The organism is Vibrio sp. S17_S38 (assembly GCF_014694375.1).
Taxonomy (GTDB): Bacteria; Pseudomonadota; Gammaproteobacteria; order Enterobacterales; family Vibrionaceae; genus Vibrio.
Genome location: NZ_JAAUWW010000010.1, coordinates 21626 through 41165, shown reverse-complemented (window position 1 = coordinate 41165; position 19540 = coordinate 21626). Strand labels below are relative to the sequence as shown.

At 39.8% G+C, this 19540-nt stretch carries 18 protein-coding genes; 7 read left to right on the top strand and 11 right to left on the bottom strand.

Going from position 1 to position 19540, the window contains the following annotated elements; all coding sequences use genetic code 11:
• Positions 1-61 precede the first annotated feature (61 nt).
• Complete coding sequence (locus HC725_RS09390) at positions 62-586, top strand: YgjV family protein (protein ID WP_190331566.1); 525 nt, start codon at positions 62-64, stop codon at positions 584-586.
• Positions 587-604: 18 nt separating this feature from the next.
• Here the strand turns inward: HC725_RS09390 and HC725_RS09385 are convergent, their stop codons facing one another.
• The 9 genes from HC725_RS09385 to HC725_RS09345 form a co-directional block, all read right to left on the bottom strand.
• Entirely contained in the window at positions 605-1396 is a 792-nt protein-coding gene (locus tag HC725_RS09385) for a PhzF family phenazine biosynthesis isomerase (protein WP_190331565.1), read from the bottom strand.
• 51 nt (positions 1397-1447) lie between these two features.
• A complete protein-coding gene (locus HC725_RS16810) occupies positions 1448-2260 on the bottom strand; it encodes a helix-turn-helix domain-containing protein (protein ID WP_190331564.1) in 813 nt (270 codons plus the stop codon).
• A 90-nt stretch (positions 2261-2350) separates the two neighbouring features.
• A complete protein-coding gene (locus tag HC725_RS09375; protein WP_190331649.1) occupies positions 2351-2812 on the bottom strand; it encodes a carboxymuconolactone decarboxylase family protein in 462 nt (153 codons plus the stop codon).
• A 249-nt stretch (positions 2813-3061) separates the two neighbouring features.
• Complete coding sequence (uxuA, locus tag HC725_RS09370; RefSeq protein ID WP_190331563.1) at positions 3062-4123, bottom strand: mannonate dehydratase; 1062 nt, start codon at positions 4121-4123, stop codon at positions 3062-3064.
• A 19-nt stretch (positions 4124-4142) separates the two neighbouring features.
• Entirely contained in the window at positions 4143-5648 is a 1506-nt protein-coding gene (locus HC725_RS09365; RefSeq protein WP_190331562.1) for a mannitol dehydrogenase family protein, read from the bottom strand.
• Positions 5649-5724: 76 nt separating this feature from the next.
• Positions 5725-6693: a TRAP transporter substrate-binding protein gene (locus HC725_RS09360; RefSeq protein ID WP_190331561.1), complete on the bottom strand. Its 969-nt coding sequence runs from the start codon at positions 6691-6693 to the stop codon at positions 5725-5727.
• A gap of 45 nt (positions 6694-6738) precedes the next feature.
• A complete protein-coding gene (locus HC725_RS09355) occupies positions 6739-8097 on the bottom strand; it encodes a TRAP transporter large permease (protein ID WP_190331560.1) in 1359 nt (452 codons plus the stop codon).
• Positions 8098-8102: 5 nt separating this feature from the next.
• Positions 8103-8624 (bottom strand): TRAP transporter small permease, encoded by a 522-nt coding sequence (locus HC725_RS09350; RefSeq protein ID WP_238928472.1) that lies wholly within the window; start codon positions 8622-8624, stop codon positions 8103-8105.
• A 615-nt stretch (positions 8625-9239) separates the two neighbouring features.
• Complete coding sequence (locus tag HC725_RS09345) at positions 9240-9971, bottom strand: GntR family transcriptional regulator (protein WP_190331559.1); 732 nt, start codon at positions 9969-9971, stop codon at positions 9240-9242.
• Between the two features lie 347 nt (positions 9972-10318).
• Between HC725_RS09345 and uxaC the strand changes: the two genes are divergently transcribed.
• Complete coding sequence (gene uxaC, locus HC725_RS09340) at positions 10319-11734, top strand: glucuronate isomerase (protein WP_190331558.1); 1416 nt, start codon at positions 10319-10321, stop codon at positions 11732-11734.
• 172 nt (positions 11735-11906) lie between these two features.
• Positions 11907-13403 carry a UxaA family hydrolase gene (locus tag HC725_RS09335; RefSeq protein ID WP_190331557.1) on the top strand — a complete coding sequence of 499 codons (1497 nt, stop codon included), beginning with the start codon at positions 11907-11909 and terminating at the stop codon, positions 13401-13403.
• Positions 13404-13530: 127 nt separating this feature from the next.
• Here HC725_RS09335 and HC725_RS09330 read toward each other — a convergent pair whose 3' ends face one another.
• A complete protein-coding gene (locus HC725_RS09330) occupies positions 13531-14013 on the bottom strand; it encodes an NUDIX domain-containing protein (RefSeq protein ID WP_190331556.1) in 483 nt (160 codons plus the stop codon).
• Positions 14014-14180: 167 nt separating this feature from the next.
• On the opposite strand from HC725_RS09330, the gene HC725_RS09325 reads away from it, so the two are divergent.
• Positions 14181-15071 carry a 5'-methylthioadenosine/S-adenosylhomocysteine nucleosidase gene (locus tag HC725_RS09325; protein ID WP_342365937.1) on the top strand — a complete coding sequence of 297 codons (891 nt, stop codon included), beginning with the start codon at positions 14181-14183 and terminating at the stop codon, positions 15069-15071.
• Between the two features lie 111 nt (positions 15072-15182).
• Here the strand turns inward: HC725_RS09325 and HC725_RS09320 are convergent, their stop codons facing one another.
• A complete protein-coding gene (locus tag HC725_RS09320) occupies positions 15183-16118 on the bottom strand; it encodes a hypothetical protein (protein ID WP_190331555.1) in 936 nt (311 codons plus the stop codon).
• Between the two features lie 465 nt (positions 16119-16583).
• Here HC725_RS09320 and rbsD point away from each other — a divergent pair, with 465 nt between their 5' ends.
• Genes rbsD through rbsC form a run of 3 tightly spaced genes read left to right on the top strand, consistent with a single transcriptional unit; the run spans position 16584 to position 19515 of the window.
• A complete protein-coding gene (gene rbsD / locus HC725_RS09315) occupies positions 16584-17003 on the top strand; it encodes a D-ribose pyranase (RefSeq protein ID WP_190331554.1) in 420 nt (139 codons plus the stop codon).
• A gap of 14 nt (positions 17004-17017) precedes the next feature.
• Complete coding sequence (rbsA, locus tag HC725_RS09310; protein WP_190331553.1) at positions 17018-18523, top strand: ribose ABC transporter ATP-binding protein RbsA; 1506 nt, start codon at positions 17018-17020, stop codon at positions 18521-18523.
• On the top strand, positions 18520-19515 hold the full coding sequence (gene rbsC, locus HC725_RS09305) for a ribose ABC transporter permease (protein ID WP_190331552.1): 996 nt from the start codon (positions 18520-18522) through the stop codon (positions 19513-19515). The genes rbsA and rbsC overlap by 4 nt, the downstream gene beginning before the upstream one ends.
• Positions 19516-19540 lie beyond the last annotated feature (25 nt).

Below are 19540 nucleotides of genomic sequence, written 5' to 3'. Positions count from 1 at the left end.
AGGCATACAAACCACTGATACAAGTTGTTATTTCCCTAACATTTCACTTTAAGGCTCATACATGCAGTATTTAATTGATTTACCGTTTGCTCAGTGGCTTGGTTTTCTTAGCTTTGCACTTGGTATTTCAACTTTTTATCAAAAAGACGATCGCAAACTGAAACTCGTTATGCTGATTTTCCAATTCAATAATGTGCTGCACTTTTATCTATTAGGATCGGATATTTCCGCCATCAGCACCCTACTTTCTTTTCTGCGTACCGCAACCGCAATTAAGACCTCTTCAAAGTTAGTCGCTGCCGCCTTTGTTATCGTGAGCATTGCTCTTGGCTTATGGATTGCAGATGGACCTTTAGACCTATTACCCATTCTAGGATCTGTCTTGGGGACGATTGCTGTTTTCCTATTAAAAGGAATTCAAATGCGGATCGCCTTTATTATTGGGGCAATATGCTGGCTGGCGAATAACATTATTGTGGGATCAATTGGCGGTTCATTACTAGAAGCGACATTATTAACCGTGAATTTATTTACTATAATGCGCCTTTATCGTAATAATCAAAAAGTTGGTTTGAAGGCTGAGTAAATAAATCACATATGATCGCTAAACATAAATTGTGCCTTTCATGTAAAGCGAACCAAAACCAGAAACAAGAACGCGGTCATTATCGATATTACAAAATAAAATTCCACCTCGCTTTGAAGCTTGATACGCAACTAAATTCGATTTAGATAATAACTCAGCCCAATATGGAGCAAGTCCTGCATGAATTGAGCCTGTCACTGGATCTTCATCTCCGCCATTTGCGGGCCAAAAGTACCGAGAGATGAAATCATATTGCTCAGATTCAGCGGTCACAACGACATCAAATGGTGCTAATAATTTAAGATGCTCTGATTGGTATGTGATGGTTTTAACTTCATCTTCTGACGACATGACAGCAAAATAAGCTTGTCGATTTTTTAACACTTGTATTGGCTTATACGACAAGCCCTTTAATAGTGATGGCGGAATATTTTCAATCACTTCGGGCCGCTGATTAGGAAAACTCATTTCAATTCTCCCATCATTAAGCTGATTCACGAATAATGAACCTACTTCTAAGGTGGAGAATTCGATCTCACCACTATTATTCAGAGAATTAAATATGACGAAAGATGCTGCTAATGTCGCATGACCACAAAAATCGATTTCGGTTAAAGGCGAAAACCAACGAATCTCATATTTATTGGGCGCTAATTCTTTAATAAAAGCAGTTTCTGAGAGATTATTTTCCATTGCAATACTCTGCATTAATACCGGTTCTAACCAATCATCTAATGGTATAACCGCAGCAGAGTTACCTTCAAACTGATGCTCGGTAAAAGCATCAACAACGAATATATCTAATTCCACTAGGCCAACTCCTTTTAATTTATAACTACGTGATGATTTCCATTTACTCTATCAAATTGATTTTGTTGCTTTTACTTTCTTGCTGTATTGTTTTGGCGTAATTTTAGCAATAGTTTGAAACTCTCGTGTCATATGTGCCTGATCGGTAAATCCATATTGAAACGCTAAATCGACCAGTTCTGCGTCAGGGTTTAATTTTAAGGCTTGTAAGGTTTTATTTACCCTAATGATCCTTTGATAATATTTCGGCGTTATATTCATCCACTTTTGAAAGTGACGTTCAAGCTGCCGCTGACTAAGAGATAGCGTTGTTGGCTTTACTGAATCCTCACTCTTTTGTTTAATGTTTGCTAACGCTTGCTTTAGATCTATGGGCAAAGAGAATGGTTCTCTCACCTCATCATCAAAGAGCAACTGGCTGATCCAGCGATAAAGCAACACCGTTCTGGCGTATTTGCCTTTTATTGTCAATAAATGCTGATAAACCAAAGATAATGAAAGAGTATCGTCGTCTGACGTGGCAATCTGTATAGCTTGATGCTCGGTTTGATGATTATCTCCCAAAAATTGACGACCAATTGCAGGATGAAAACGAACACCAACCAATAAAGATCCAGGTGGAAAATAGACAGGTTGAGCATGTTTGGTAACAGGTAGGAAAATCACACCGCGTTTAAAGGTAATATCACCAATTTGAATCTCTCCACCCAAATTGAATAAAATACCACTACCACCATCACAGTGAAGCCATTGTTTCAACCTTGATGTATTAGTTTGAGGTGTGCAAGCCGACCAAATACCTTGTACATGATCAGCAAGCATCTTTTGAGGTTTAAAAATATAGAAATCAAACTGAGCAGTCACTCTTATTCCTTTTTACTCTCAACTCAAAGTCACTGACGTTGCAGTGAAGCGGTAAGTAAAAGATATACTGAGTTTGACTCCTCGTCATCTTTATACCGCTTTGTAGCTTCCGACTTCAGGCTTAAAGGTTTTAGCAATACGATTCCAACTATTAATCGCATTAACTGCAATCGTTAAATTAACTAAACTTGCATCACCAAAAATACTTAATCCTTGTTGATAATCAAAATCACTGATTGGTTTACCTTCAGTAATCAATTCCGCCCATGCTAGCGCCGCTCGTTCATTGTCGGTATAAAACGGCATATCACGCCAAGCAGTCAGCCCATAAATACGCTCAATGGTTTCACCTTGTTTCAACGCATCTTTACAATGCATATCAATACAAAAAGCGCAGTGATTAATTTGAGACACGCGTAATTTCACCAGTTCCCAAATTGCAATACTTAATGAATCTGATTCACTGAACTGCTGCTGTAAATTTTTCTCTTGTTCAAATAAAAGTGCAATAGCTTTTGGCGCAGCGGCCATATAGTTTAATCGAGTTGTCATCATCTTTCTCCAATAATTCATTGATGTGCCCTTAAGATAAACGGTTACAGCAATCATTTATTGAATATTTTCGACATCAACATAAAAGGTGATAACAATCGCCTAGGATACAAACCATTCGTACTTTTCTTCCAATATTCATTAGCCACTTTGAGTCTTACAAATAAAACAAAAAGGCTATGCCAAGCGACATAACCTTTTGAGTAAAACAACGTACTTTGGGACAAACAATAAACACATAAAGTTTAGCTATTTATGATTCAACAAATCCCATAAACCATTGATGTACATAATGCCAAGGGCGCGGTCATATAAGCCATAACCCGGTCTTGCCCACTTTTCTTCACCCCAAATATGACGACCGTGGTCAGGTCGTACATAGCCTTGGTAATCGTATTTATGCAATGATTTTACGATTTGAACAATATCCACCGAACCATCACAAGCGCGGTGTGAACTTTCAATAAAATCACCATTTTCAAAACGTTTCACATTACGGATGTGCATAAAATGAATACGATCATGGTATGCGTCAATAATTGCTGGAATATCATTATCAATGGAGCCGAGCGAGCCAGTACAAACGGTTAAACCATTATGCGGCCTATCGACTAATTTTAAGAAACGACCAATATTTTCTTTATTGATGATTATCCGTGGCAAGCCAAAGATTGGGAAGGCAGGATCGTCTGGATGGATCGCCATTTTAATGTTGCACTCTTCCGCCACAGGAATAATTTGTTCAAGGAAGTATTGTAAGTTCTTCCATAAATCCTCGGCAGTAAAACCTTCATATTGCTTAAAGGTATTTTTTAAATTAGCAAGGCGTTCAGGCTCCCAACCTGGCATGGTGACATCGGTATTTTTTGAAATGGTTTCAATTAATTCAATCGGATCAATCTCATTGATTTTACTTTTTTCAAAGAACAGCGCGTTCGAGCCGTCTGGGAGCTTTTTATACAAATTAGTTCGTGTCCAATCAAACACTGGCATAAAGTTGTAACACACCACTTTTACACCAAACTTAGCGAGTACACGCAATGTTTGTTTGTAGTTTTCAATGTATTGATCACGAGTATCTAAACCCAATTTAATATCTTCATGCACATTCACACTTTCAACAACATCAATATTAAAACCAAACTCTTTGGCTTGTTTTTCAACTTCAGCAATACGTTCAGGCGACCATAATGCCCCTGCTGGCATATCATGCAATGACCAAACAACCCCTTCTACACCCGGAATTTGTTTGATCTGATCAAGAGTGATCTTATCGTTTCCTTCACCGTACCATCGAAAGGTCATCTTCATTGTTATCTTCCTCTACTGCTTATACAGCTTGAATAAATTGTTGGACGCTTTGCTTAGCACCATGTTGAATAAGACGATTTAGGGCATCTATTAACTGCGCTTTAAAGACACTGTTGTTGGCTAATTTCGCTGAAAATATTGAGTCTAATGCCAAAAACTCTTTAACTAAGCCAGAAATAGACTCACTGTGTTGCTGCCAAATTTGCGTAAATTTTTCACTTAATGGATCTTTTACATCGATAGCATGACCTTGCTCATCGACACCACTGACGTATTTCATCCACGCTGCCACTGCAAGCACCAACCCTGAAATATCAATGTTATGCTCTAAACCATAAGCGATGGTTTGTAAGAATCGTTGCGGCAGTTTTTGTGAGCCGTCCATCGCGATTTGCCATGTACGATGTTGTAGCGCTGTATTTTGATAGCGCTCAATAAGCTGATCTTTATAGGCCTCTAGATCGATTCCTTCCACACTAACTGATGGGCTAATTTCTTTATCCATTAAATAACGAATAAAAGTCTTAAAATTCGGATCGCTCATGGTTTCAGATACCGTTTGATAACCGAATAAATAACCTAAATAAGCAATAGATGAGTGTGTTCCATTGAGTAATCTCAGTTTCATGTTTTCAAATGGGATCACATCATCGGTCAACATAACATTGGCGATAGAAGTGCTCTCCCACGCTGGACGCTCGTTATTAAATTTATCTTCAATCACCCATTGCAAGAAAGGTTCTGTGCTCACGCAGCAATTGTCTTGAACCCCTAATTGAGTGGTGATTTTATCAATATCAGCCGCCGTCGTTTGTGGAACAATACGGTCTACCATGCTGCATGGGAAATAGATATTAGTATCAATCCATTGGCTCAATTCAGGGTCGAGTTGCTCGGCAAAATCCAATACCACGCGTTTTAGCACATGACCATTTTCAGGCAAGTTATCGCATGTTAACGGCGTAAACGGCGCAATACCCTTCTCTTTACGAGTTTTAATCGCAGAGACTAAAAAACCAATCGCACTGTACGGTTGATTAATATTTTTTAAATCATGTTGAATAAGCGGATTATTCAAATCAAGATGCCCAGTTGATGGATGATGACAATAACCTTTTTCAGTAATGGTTAAAGACACCACCTTTACTTGCTCGCTGGTCATATAAGCCAATATTTTTTCAACTTGATTACTAAATAGTACTTCTTCAATCGCGCCAATCACTTCAAGTTCAACGCGATCATCTTGCCCTACGGCCACAGTGTACAAATTATCTTGCGAAGCAAATTCACTTTCGACACCAGTTTCTGACTCAAGTTTTCCCGCCGCGCGCCAGTTATTCACGCCAACAATCTTCCAATTACCACCCAGCTCTTTCATCACGCGATTAGTAATTAACGCTTGGTGGGCACGGTGAAATGCACCAAAACCAAGATGAACAATCCCCACATCTGCGGTATTAATTTGAGTATTAGGCTTAATTTGTGCGTTTGCTTGATCAATTGTTTGTGTCGAAAGTACATTCATTTCTAGACTCTTAAAAAAGGTATACCAATAAAAATAGAGGCACATACAGAAAGTCGTATATGCCTCTGTTCATTTATTATTGTTGTGCTTGTTGGATTTCTTCTAACAAGTCGGCTAAGTCTGGGTTTTCTTTTTTGAATTTTTCGTAAACAGGTTTCACCGCTTCTTGGAACGCTGGGATATCACTGTCGGTGAAAGTTACGTTTTGTTTTTTCAAATCAATTAATGATTTATCTACGTAAGCCTTCCAATTCGTTTTTTGTTGCTCAACAGTCTCTTTTGCAATTTTACGAATCGTTGCTTTTTGCTCGTCCGTAAAGCCATTCCAAGTACTAGTTGAAACCACTAACACATCAGGAACCATAGTGTGCATATCGTATGAGAAGAATTTTTTCACTTCATAATGACGAGATGAATAATATGAAGGGATATTGTTTTCCGCTCCATCAACCACCCCTTGTTGAAGTGCTGAGTACAACTCACCATATGGTAGTGGTACCGCCGTTGCACCTAATGCTTTCATGGTATCAATTGAAATTGGCGAGTTTTGAACGCGAATTTTCATGCCTTTTAGATCAGAGGGCTCTTTAATTGGTTTGTCGGTATAAAAACTACGTGCGCCTGCATCAAGAAATGCAAGACCGATAAATCCTGACTTTTCAGACGATGCTAAAATTTTATCGCCGATTGGTCCTTCTAATACTTTGTCGTAGCTTGCTTTATCTTTAAATAAATAAGGTAAGGAAAGAACGTTGTAGTCTGGCGCAAAGGTACTCAGCGGCGCAGCACTCACTTTTGTGAAAGCAATTGTGCCATTTTGAACCATTTGTAACAGGTTGGTTTCATCACCTAACGTGCCATTTGGGTATACTTTTACGCGGGTTTTGGTTTCTTTTGTTACTTCCTTAGCGAACCAAGTCAGTGATTTATGTACTGGATGTTCCGTTGGTAATGCATGCGCCAACTTCAGTGTAGCTGCGTGCGCCTGAAATGCCATTGCTGACGTCAGTACGACAGAAGCTAATAACGTTTTCATATTTTTCATGTAAATCGTCCTTTTTATTGTTAGTAACTTACAAGTACCTGCAAGTTATTGTTGATAGCCTGCGAGACGAGGCAACCAAAGTGATATCTCAGGGAAAACAGTCACTATGGCAAGCGTAATGACCATGATCCCAAATAACGGTAATAATTTAGGGACAACAGAACCCAGTTTAGTTTTAGAAACACTACAACCAACAAATAATGCGGTGCCGACTGGTGGTGTACAAATTCCGATACATAAGTTAAACACCAAAATAATACCGAAATGAACAGGATCAATGCCTAGTTGAACCGCAATAGGTAAGAAGATAGGCGTAAAGATTAGAACCGCTGGCGTCATGTCCATAAAAGTACCGACGACCAATAAAATGACATTCATTAGCAGCATAACCATGATTGGGTTTTCTGATGCAGCTAATACAAAGTCAGCAATGAAGCCCGGAATATCGGCATTGGCCATCGACCAGGACATCACAGATGAGGTTGCGACCATGAGCAAAACAATCGACGTTGTCACCACACTTTCAATCAGCAATGGCATCATGTCTTTCATTTTTAATTCGCGGTAAACAATCCCAAGAATTAAGCTGTAAACCACCGCAATCGCCGACGCTTCTGTTGCGGTAAACACACCGCCTAAAATGCCGCCCATGATGATGACAACAAGACTTAAACTCGGTAGTGCATCTAACACCACTTTGCGCTTTCTTTCTGTAAATTCGATTCTCTCAGCCGGAATACCATAACGCTTACCGAACAAGAAAATGCCAACCATGATTCCTAGTCCCATCAATAAACCCGGCAGATAACCCGCGATAAATAAATACTGAACCGATGTGGTGCTCACTAAAGCATAAAGAATTAGGATATTTGATGGTGGAATTAATAACCCTGTTGGGCAAGAGGCCACGTTTACGGCGGCGGAAAACTCTGGTGGATAATCATGCTTGTCTTGTAGAGGCTTCATGATCCCACCTACCGCAGCAGCAGATGCCGCAGCCGAACCAGACAGAGAACCAAACATCATATTCGCGATAACATTTACATGAGACAGTGAACCGGGTAGTTTGCCACCAAAAATCATCGCGAAGTTAATCAATCGAGAAGCAAGTCCACCTCGGTTCATTAAGTTACCAGCCACAATAAAAAATGGCAGCGCCAACAAACCAAAGTTATCCAAGCCATTTGCAAATTTTTGCGAGCTTAACACCATCGCTTGATCAAGTGGAAAGTCGAGGAAAATCGTCAATATCGCCGCAATACCAATAGAGAAAGCAATCGGTACACCAATCACTAATAGGACACCTAGCACACCAAATAAAACCGCGACTGGTATAAAATCAAAGAAAAAGTCTGGCGCATTGGCAAGAAAATCGGCTGAAAACAATAAATCTAATAGAGTCATGATTATTAACCTTGCGCTTGATGGTTAGGAGACATAAGCGAAATAGCCGATTCATAAGTATCGAACAGCCCATAATATAAAATCAGTACGCCAGAAATAGGCACAACTAAATAGACATAGCCCATTTTTAAACTATCTCCAAAAAATGTAATTCCTGGCGATATTTGTCCGTGCTGTAATGTTGTGCTTACCATTTCGCCACCACCATAAATCAACACAACCGCAGCAAAAGCACAGATAATAAGATTAATAATGATAGTTAAAATATGCTGCCCTCTAATGCCGAGCTTGGAAGAAAGCATTTCTAATGCAAGATGGCGTTTAACCGAATAGGTATAAGCTCCACCTAAAATACCTATCCACATAAGTAAGTAGCGAGACAATTCATCGGTATAACTTGCAGGGTCTTGAAGCACAAAACGGGTAAATACCTGCCAAACTACAGCGAGAATCATAATCATCATAAAAAACGCTAGCAGGATCTCCAGCGCTTTTTTGAGATAGATATTAAATTGGTTTACAAACATGCTGCCCTCTTTAGATTTTCTTATATTTTTTATATTTAGCTGATATCTATACAATATCGGTAAGTAAAATCGAAAAACCAACTGAACTAATAGCAACCTATCAGACATCTTAGTGATAACACTATGCATTGGTATGACATCTAAAAAAGAGTTAGAGATCAATGAAATTAAAATTGGTCCAATATATGTTAGGTTTTTTGAACTAAGTCACGGAAATACAGGGGTTAGATAGGATGAACCATCAATATCCAAGCGAGTCAAAAGGTAATAATGGCGTAACAATTGACTTTATTCCATTAAACATTGGTATAACACCATTGGCGTATGAACAATTGAAAAGTATGGAATGCAGATAATCGAAGAAATATTAACAATACGAATTAAGCAGAGATATACGTTTATAAAACAACAGGATCGCTCTATAGGGGGAAGTAAGTTAAAGCGACCAGATTAGTCGCCCTTGCATTAAAATGGGAGTGGTTCAGAGGGGGGTGATATACAACACAGATAAACTATGTACGACATTAGCAATCTATATTAGGGCATTAACAATGTTATATCAGACATTATGAAACTATATAATCGACTGATAAACATGTGAATAATTGATAAATCTTATGATTTAAGCAAGGTGCTTTCCGAATACAAGAACCTATCATAGTCTTCAGTACTTGCATCAAACAACATTTGTTTAGTTTGCTCTATATGATGCCAAGCTTGATGTTTAGCATCTTCCGCATCTCCTTTCATCAAAGCTTTTAAAATCGCATCGTGGTCATCACACCAACTCTTGATTTTAACTTCCTCAATATGCTCATGCAGTTTTTTCCAGTAAGGATTATTTTCTCGATGATTACATAACTGCTCAGCAATATGCACAATGGCTGAATTTTGAGTACAACGGGCAAGCTGAACATGAAACTCACGATCCCAATGAGAATCACGTGAGTGGTCATCGCTGCGGGCTTGATCTTGAATTTTCATTAATGCAACAAGATCTTGTTTTGTTGCTTGAGTCGCGGCGAATTCAGCAATACTACTTTCAAATAATTGACGAGCTTGAAGCAGCTCAAATGGTCCCCAACTGTCCATTGGTGATTCTTCTTTTGGCAGCGAGACTAAAGGTTCAGCACTAACAACCCGAATGCCCGAGCCTTTACGAACTTCAACATAACCTTCCACTTCAAGCATGATCATCGCTTCTCGAACAACAGTCCGACTTACTTCCAATTTTTCAGAAATAACCCTTTCAGGTGGCAACATCGCCCCTACAGGATATTGGTTATTTTTAATGTCACGTTTAAATTGAGCAGCAATTTTTTGATACAGTTTTGTATTGATTTCCATGACCTATAGCCTATAGCTTTTCATTTGTTATACCAATAAATAGTAACATAGCGACATAATGATGTGTTAGATGAGAATTATATGAAAACGGGATTCGAACCATCATCGGTAATATAAATAAGGTTCTAAAATTAGAAGATACCCATCTCACCTGCGCAATTACACTATTATACTTGAAGCCTTTAGATTACACGATTTTTTACTTTTCGCTTGTTTAAAAAACAGAAAATTTGGTTAACACCCGCAAAACAAGTCACTCCAATATTCAAAAGTGTGATCGAACATGTTGTTATACCAATTAACCGCTCGTATTATACCAGCACTTAATGATGCAATTAGAGGCTACCATGTCAAAATTTCTCACTGAAGATTTCTTATTATCCACTGAAATAGCCAAAGAGCTTTATCATTCCGTGGCGGTTCACCAACCTATCATTGACTATCATTGCCATTTACCACCAACTCAAGTATCAGAAGATTATCGCTTTAAAAATTTAACCGATATCTGGTTACGAGGTGATCACTACAAATGGCGAGGAATGCGTACTAACGGTGTCGATGAGCGTTTTTGTACTGGTGATGCATCGGATAAAGAAAAATTCATGGCGTGGGCAAAAACCGTTCCTCAAACTATTGGTAACCCTCTTTTTCATTGGACGCATCTAGAACTACGTCGCCCTTTTGGTATTACCGACACCATTTTGAATGAATCGACTGCGGAAGGAATTTGGCATCAGTGTAATGAAATGCTCGCCACTCCTGAATTTTCAGCCCGTAATATTATGAAAACCATGAATGTTCGTATGGTTGGAACAACCGACGACCCAATCGATGATCTTGCGCCACATAAAACAGTGATGGAGGATGCGAATTTTGATGTGCAAATGCGCCCAAGCTGGCGACCAGATAAAGCCTTTAACGCCAACGCAGCCGATTATCCTGAATACCTAACCAAACTGGGTGCTCTAACCAATATAAATATCACTCGCTTCCATCAACTTTGTGATGCCTTAAACATTCGCTTAGATCATTTTGAAGCACACGGCTGCTGCATTTCTGATCATGCTTTAGATACCGTGGTATTTGAAACCGCAACGGAACAAGAATTAGATTCTATTTTAACCAAACGCTTATCAGGACAATCGTTATCAGAGCTTGAAGCCGCGCAAATAAAAACGGCGACCTTGATTTATTTAGGTAAGCAATATGCACAACGTGGTTGGGTTCAGCAGTATCACATTGGTGCACTGCGTAATAACAACCAACGCATGTTTAATATTATTGGTGCCGATGTGGGATTTGATTCCATTAATGATGCTTTAGTCGCCGCGCCATTATCCAAATTACTCAATGCTCTCGATGTCGAAGATGCCCTACCAAAAACCATTTTGTATTGCTTAAACCCACGCGATAACGAAGTGATTGCCACCATGTGCGGTAACTTCCAAGGCGGTGGCATTGCAGGCAAAATTCAATTTGGATCAGGTTGGTGGTTTAACGATCAAAAAGACGGCATGGTTCGCCAGTTAGAACAGCTTTCTCAGCTTGGTTTACTTAGCCGTTTTGTTGGCATGCTGACCGACAGCCGTAGCTTTTTATCCTACACCCGCCATGAATATTTCCGCCGTTTGCTTTGTCGCTTAATTGGACAATGGGTAGTGGATGGTGAAGCGCCGCACGATATGCCTCTGCTCTCTAAAATGGTGGAAGATATCTGCTTTAACAACGCCAACCAATATTTCAACTTAGCGATTACTAAATAGCTAAGTGACGGCTTGGCTACATAGTTAAATCACTAAATAGACAAACCGCTAAATAATTCAATATTCGCCAGTAAGCGGCCTAATGAAAGACGGTAAGCACTGCCGTCTTGATACTCGATTCGATTGCCGATCTTCATTATGAGTTAACACTATGAAGATCTTTGGAGAAACAATGAAAACATGGATCCAAATTCATCCCAAAGATAATGTCATTATTGCCTTAATCGATTTGCCATCGGGAACCTCAATTACGCTTGAAAATGGTCATGCTTTCTCTCTTCAAGACAATATAACCAAAGGTCACAAGGTATCGACGCAAGATTTAAAAACCAATGACCTTTTATGGAAATACGGTGAATCGTTTGGCCATGCGACTGCCGACATTAAGATGGGTTCATGGATACACAGTCATAACAGTAAAACTAACTTGAATGACAAATTAGAGTACCAATATCATCCAGTTGACATTCCCCATACCGCTTCATCAGTAAAAGATATTGACGTTAATATTTACCGCCGTAGTAATGGTGAAATTGGCATACGCAATGAATTATGGGTGATCCCTACGGTCGGTTGTGTAAACGGTATTGCTCAAACCATGGTTAATCAATTTTTGGCAGACAACCCAGAACTCGATATCGATGGCGTATATGTATTTCCTCATCAATTTGGTTGTTCACAACTGGGTGATGACCACATCACAACGCGTAACTTATTACAAAGCATGGCAAAGCATCCAAATGCAGGTGGCGTACTGATCTTAGGGCTTGGGTGTGAAAACAATCAAGTGCCTGTTTTTATGCAAGGCTTAGGCGACATTGACACCAATAGAATCAAATGTTTAATTTCTCAAAGAGTTGATGATGAGATTGAGGCAGGAAAAGCCATTATTCAAGAAATCTATAGCACTATTCGCCATGATAAACGCTCCATAGGCAAACTTTCTGAAATCAATTTTGGCCTTGAATGTGGCGGCAGTGATGGATTATCTGGTATTACCGCTAACCCATTGTTAGGACAACTTTCTGATTATGTGATTGCTCAAGGCGGAACGACGGTTTTAACAGAAGTGCCTGAAATGTTTGGCGCAGAAACACTGTTAATGAAACGTGCAAAAGATGAGCTAGTTTTCGATAAAATCGTCGCCATGATTAACGACTTCAAAGACTATTACAAACAACACAATCAACCTATTTACGAAAATCCATCCCCAGGCAATAAAGATGGTGGTATTACCACACTTGAAGATAAATCCCTCGGATGCACCCAAAAATCAGGCACGAGCGCTGTGGTGGATGTACTCAATTACACTCAAAAACTGTCGGTCTCAGGTTTGAATCTACTGAATGCCCCCGGAAATGATGCCATTGCCACCAGCGCCCTTGCCGCATCGGGTTGTCATATGGTGTTGTTTTCTACTGGTCGCGGAACACCTTATGGTGGATTTGTCCCAACCGTAAAAATTGCCACCAATACCGAATTAGCCGAGAAGAAAAAGCATTGGATTGATTTTAATGCCGGGCAATTAGTATCCGATGATGTACCAATGGAATCATTATTGACCCAATTTGTTCAAACCTTAGTGGGTATCATTAATGGCGAAAAAGCAAAAAATGAAGTCAATGGAATACGAGAACTCGCGATCTGGAAAAGTGGCGTAACCTTATAAATCCATAGTCTTATAAATCTCTGATCTTATAAATCTATGCTCTTATAAATTAAAAGTCAGCCACCTCGATATACCAAGCTAAAAGCCACTAGAAATGAACACATCATCATTTTAGTGGCTTTCTTATTTATCGCATTTGATTACAGGTTTCATTATCACCTTGAATATAGCTGCCTAAATGCGTGCTATAACGTTGTTCTATGGCTAATTTTGTCAATGCAGTTAAATCGGTAGGAAAGGTTCGTCTATGATTAAGTTCAGAAAGAGAAACCCATTCAACCCCCTTAATAAAGGCCTCATCATTTAAGCCCGTTAAGTTATTGATATGAGGTTCACCTTGATAATGCTTAATATGGTAGAAAAACTCCGAGTGATAAATATTGCGCGTTGTTTCAAGAAACTCACGGACACAAATCAGCTCACCGATATCCACTTGAACACCTGCTTCTTCTAAATATTCACGCTGTAAACAGGCTTTGGTATGACTATCGTCATCTTCTAACCCACCACCCGGCGGGATCCAATATTCACCACTGCTATCATTTACTCTAAGCAATAACACCTTATCGTTTTGAATTAAAATTCCGGCTGCTCGTATTCTATGTTTCATCGATATCCTTACCCTTCTTATCCAGAAATGAATTTAACTGAGAATTCATTCAATTTATTACATTAAAATGCGAATAACTTCTCATTAGCAAACGTTTGCTTTAGAATCCTCGTCATTCAACACCTTACATACGGATGTAAGTTTTACTCTTTTTTTAAGGAAAACTCGTGAAGATTTATTCTAAAATTCAAACCATCACTTTGCTTTGTGCTTTACCTTTTATGTCTAATTTTGCACAAGCCAATGAATTTCCAAGTGTAACGGTAACTAATGCTACTTCCTCTATGGATAATAGTGCATTTGCTAAAGACGCACCGATCATCATCCAAGGACCAATGCCGATAGAAGCTCAGCATTTAGCGTCCATGCTGAAAAATGTGACTACCGAAAAAACCGGCACTTTTGTTTTTTATAAAGGCACATTAAATAACTACCCTGTGATTGTGGCACAAACAGGCAAAGGATTAGAAAATACGGCCGCAGCGTTAGCCATCGCGATTGAGCGTTACCACCCTCGCCTTATCATTAACCAAGGCACTTCTGGCGGTCATGATCCTGCGTTAAAGGTAGGCGATATTGTATTGGGCGAACGTACAGTCAATACCGGAAACTTAAAAACCCCAGTCAAACAAAAAGGCGAAGGTGTAGATGCATTAAGTTGGATCCCAATGGACTTATTTGCTTCTGCAGGCAGCGCAAGCAGTGATGATGCCAATAAAATCCGTTACTACCAAGGCGATAGCCAATTAATTGCTCTAGCAAAAACGGTCACCTATAAAGGCCAAGTCGTTGAAGGCACGATTGCTTCCGCTAATTTTTGGGATAATGAAATGGATCGCATCCAATGGCTACACGACAAATTTGGTACCAGCACTGAAGAAATGGAAGCTTCATCCGGGGCGCAAATTTCAGCGGCTTACCATGTGCCATTTTTAGCCATTCGCGTGCTATCAAACAATTTAACCAATGGTGGTCATTACAACCCAAATACTGCCAAATTATGCCAACAATATGTGCATGATGTGTTAGTGAAATACATCGCGAAAATTCAAGCATAATGCTAAAAAACGAATCTCATTCGTTCTAATAAAAAAGACCGCCGTCAGTCGATGATTGCGGTCTTTTCAATTTATGCCCGTTTCACTCACTAGCTTTGGACATAAGATTTATTATTTCCAAGCATCCCGATTTAAATCAAACTTTTGGATCCAAGCATCATCGCCTCTGGCAGCAAGGTATAATTGCAACCCATTATAAAATTGGAAGGCTTGTACCCCACCTAAATACGCAAAGGCATCAAAAAAATCATCTTCCGCAAGATTGATTTGACCTAACGTTCTAATATCATTTTCAAGCGCCCATTCAATGGCTTGAGTCTCAGCAATCGCCTCTCCCATATCAATCGCTTCTAATTTATAGTGATTATCGTGCGCACTTTTATCGGCTTGTATTTCTTGTGAATCCAGCTCTTGTTGCTCGATTTCATCAATAATTCTGACCACTTCAAAATGGCGGGCTTTGCGATTAATCTGACTAATTTTAAGTGCATAACTAAAGCGCGAATAACCAACGATATTAAGCACCGCTTCAAATAACGTGGTATTTAATCCTTGCGCGGCGCAATAATAATTCATACACGCTTCTTGACTGGCAAAGCGCACACCATCGTATTCAAAACCAGCGCTATCATCGTAGCCAATCTCAGAACCTGCAATCATCAAATCCCAGCCGACATAGCGAACACGCTCATTGGCAATCTCATACATCATCCACGCACTGCGGCTAAAGCCTTCAAAAATTCGCCCTTCAAAGTCCGCATCCGCCAATTCTTGTTTGGTCCAATTAAGTCCGATGCCTAAATGCTTAGCGTACACTTTCATTAACCGCTGTTTGACATAATCTTTATGCTGCCAAATAGAAGAACAATTTGGCAGCACAGGAAAAGATTGGCATTCTGCACAAATTGGCACAGAAATAGGTTCATGATTAAAAATTTTGGTATTGGTCGCCCTAACTGGAATATCCAGCATTTTGGCAGATGGCTCACCACAAAACCAACACGTATGTCGATGATTAAACGGAATGTCGATGGGTTCGTAGTTCATAAGCGCTCTGGTTTTTATATAGAGAAAGGTGAAAAATAGATGAATAGAGAAATGGCTAAACCATCGCGGTTACGATGGAACCAATCACGCCACAATACCTTATCTCTTTCCTAGTTAATACTTACTCTTTGAAATTTTATTGACTCACGCTATGACGACCACTTCTGTCGATGACATTAGCTTTTTATCACCATAAAAAACTCGATTATGACTATCAAACCAAGCATAAAAAACGCTCAATGATCAGTTTATTCCCATCATCAATGCTGAGATTAAATTAACAGTAACTTTATATACGGTAAAATTTCGTGATTAAGATCACCCACCCCAATCATCATCGAAACGTTTCGATGATCTATTTCACATTATTTTTAAGCCGAGAATGCAATTTAAATTAGAGTCACTACACTCTATCGAAACGTTTCGATGACTTCGGATTATTCTTTCTGATTAGGTTGTACTGATATGAAAAAAAGCCCTTTATTGCACTCTGAACTTTCGCATTTAATTTCAACTCTTGGTCATACCGATGAAGTGACCATCTGTGATGCAGGGTTGCCGATCCCTTCAATGAGTAAACGTATTGATCTAGCCTTAACTCATGGCGTTCCAAGCTTTGCGCAAACGGTGGATATCTTCTTAAAAGAATCTCAAATAGAAGCTGTTATCCTCGCCGAAGAGTTTCAACAAATAAGCCCACAACACCACCAAGCCTTACTTGAAAGAATTCAACAAGAAGAAATTATTTCAGGCAAAAAAATCAATATCACTTACATCACTCATGAAGCACTTAAATCTCGAACTATTAACAGCAAAGGCATCGTAAGAACCGGTGAATGTACACCCTATGCCAATGTCATCTTTCAATCTGGCGTGACTTTTTAAAGCGAGGAATAGTGATGACTCAAGCCATCTTAGAACTCAATCAAATTGAAAAAGCCTTTCCTGGTGTTAAAGCATTGGATAAAGCCAGCTTAAATGTTTATCCCGGCCGAGTAATGGCACTAATGGGAGAAAACGGTGCAGGAAAGTCCACATTAATGAAAGTACTCACGGGGATTTATTCGCTCGATGCTGGCGAAATAAAATATCAAAATCAGCCGGTTGCCTTCAAAGGCCCTCGTGATTCCCAACTCGCTGGCATTAGTATTATCCACCAAGAATTAAACCTTATTCCTGAGCTAAGTATCGCCGAGAACATATTCTTAGGTCGTGAAATCACCAATAAATTTGGTCGTATTTTGTGGCATGAAATGGTCGCCAAAGCGGATGCATTACTGGCTCGTTTAAACGTAAAGCGCAGTGCCAAAACCTTATTGGGCGAGCTAAGTCTTGGTCAGCAACAAATGGTCGAAATTGCCAAAGCACTCTCGTTTGAATCTAAAGTCATCATTATGGATGAGCCAACGGACGCGCTGACGGATAAAGAAACCGAATTCTTATTTAAAGTGATCAATGAATTGCGCGATCAAGGTTGTGGCATTGTTTATATCTCACACCGCTTGAAAGAAATCTTTGAAATTTGCGATGACATTACGGTGCTGCGCGATGGCAAGTTCATTAACGAATGCACAGTAAAAAGTACCGATGAAGATGCACTCATTGAAATGATGGTCGGTCGTAAATTAGAAGAACAATACCCTCGCATTGCCGTTCAATCTAGTGATACACGTTTAGATGTCAAAAACTTGAATGGTAAAGGTATTCACGATGTTAGCTTTCATCTTAAACGCGGAGAGATCTTGGGGATTTCAGGTTTAATGGGCGCTGGTCGTACTGAATTAATGAAGATGATTTATGGCGCACTACCCTATCAATCTGGTGACGTCTTTCTTGAAGGCAAACCGATCCACTCAAAATCACCGCAAGAAGGCCTAGCCAATGGCATTGCGTATATTTCAGAAGACCGTAAAGGCGATGGTTTAGTACTCGCACTCTCGGTTAAAGACAACATGACATTGTCTGCCCTGAAACATTTTAGCAAAAGCGCACAAATTCAACATAAAAGTGAAGTGATGGCGGTAGATGACTTTATTGACCTTTTCAATATCAAGACGCCAAGCCGTGAACAAATCATTGGCAATTTATCTGGTGGAAACCAACAGAAAGTCGCCATTGCAAAAGGCTTGATGACGCGCCCGAATGTATTGATTTTAGATGAGCCAACTCGCGGTGTAGATGTAGGCGCGAAAAAGGAAATCTATCAACTGATCAATAAATTTAAAGCCGAAGGCATGAGTATTATTTTAGTGTCATCTGAAATGCCAGAAGTGCTCGGAATGAGTGACCGAATTTTAGTCATGCATGAAGGCAAGATCAGCGGCGAATTTGATGCCAAACAAGCAAATCAAGAATTACTACTGGCTTGTGCAGTCGGTAAAAATATCAGTAAGGACGTCGCATGAGCAGTAATACGGTAAACAAGCCAGAAAACCAGTCTCCTGAAAATAAGAAAAAACCATTGATCAGTAAAGAATGGCTAATTGAGCAAAAATCCCTGATCGCATTAATATTTTTAATCGTGGTGGTGTCGTTTCTCAATCCCAACTTTTTTACGATCGATAATATCTTAAATATTCTACGACAAACCTCGGTGAGCGCAATTATTGCCGTGGGTATGACGCTAGTCATTTTAACCGCCGGTATTGATTTAAGCGTTGGTTCGGTGCTGGCGTTATGTGGCGCTTTTGCCGCCAGTTTAATTGCGATGGAAGTACCGGTATTAATTGCTGTCCCAACTGCCCTCGTTGCGGGTGCGATTTTAGGCGGTATTAGCGGGCTCATTATTGCTAAAGGTAAAGTGCAGGCGTTTATCGCCACTTTAGTCACCATGACATTACTGCGTGGCGTCACAATGGTTTATACCGATGGTCGCCCTATTTCGACTGGCTTTACTGACGTTGCCGATAGCTTTGCATGGTTTGGTACTGGCTACACACTTGGTATCCCTGTTCCTGTTTGGATCATGGTGTTTGTGTTTGCAGCAGCTTGGTACTTACTCAATCACACTCGTTTTGGTCGTTATGTTTACGCGCTCGGCGGTAATGAATCGGCCACTCGTTTATCTGGCATTAACGTCGACCGCGTCAAAATTGGTGTTTATGCCATTTGCGGTGTGTTATCTGCATTAGCCGGCATCATCGTGACCTCTCGCTTATCTTCTGCCCAACCAACCGCAGGCATGGGATATGAACTTGATGCTATCGCGGCAGTTGTCGTGGGCGGTACCAGCTTGATGGGTGGACGTGGACGCATTATGGGAACGCTGATCGGCGCACTGATCATTGGATTCTTAAATAACGCACTGAACTTACTTGATGTTTCTTCTTATTACCAAATGATCGCCAAAGCCGTTGTGATTTTGCTGGCAGTGATGGTCGATAATAAAAACAAATAATTCAATAACAGCGCTATGAATAAAT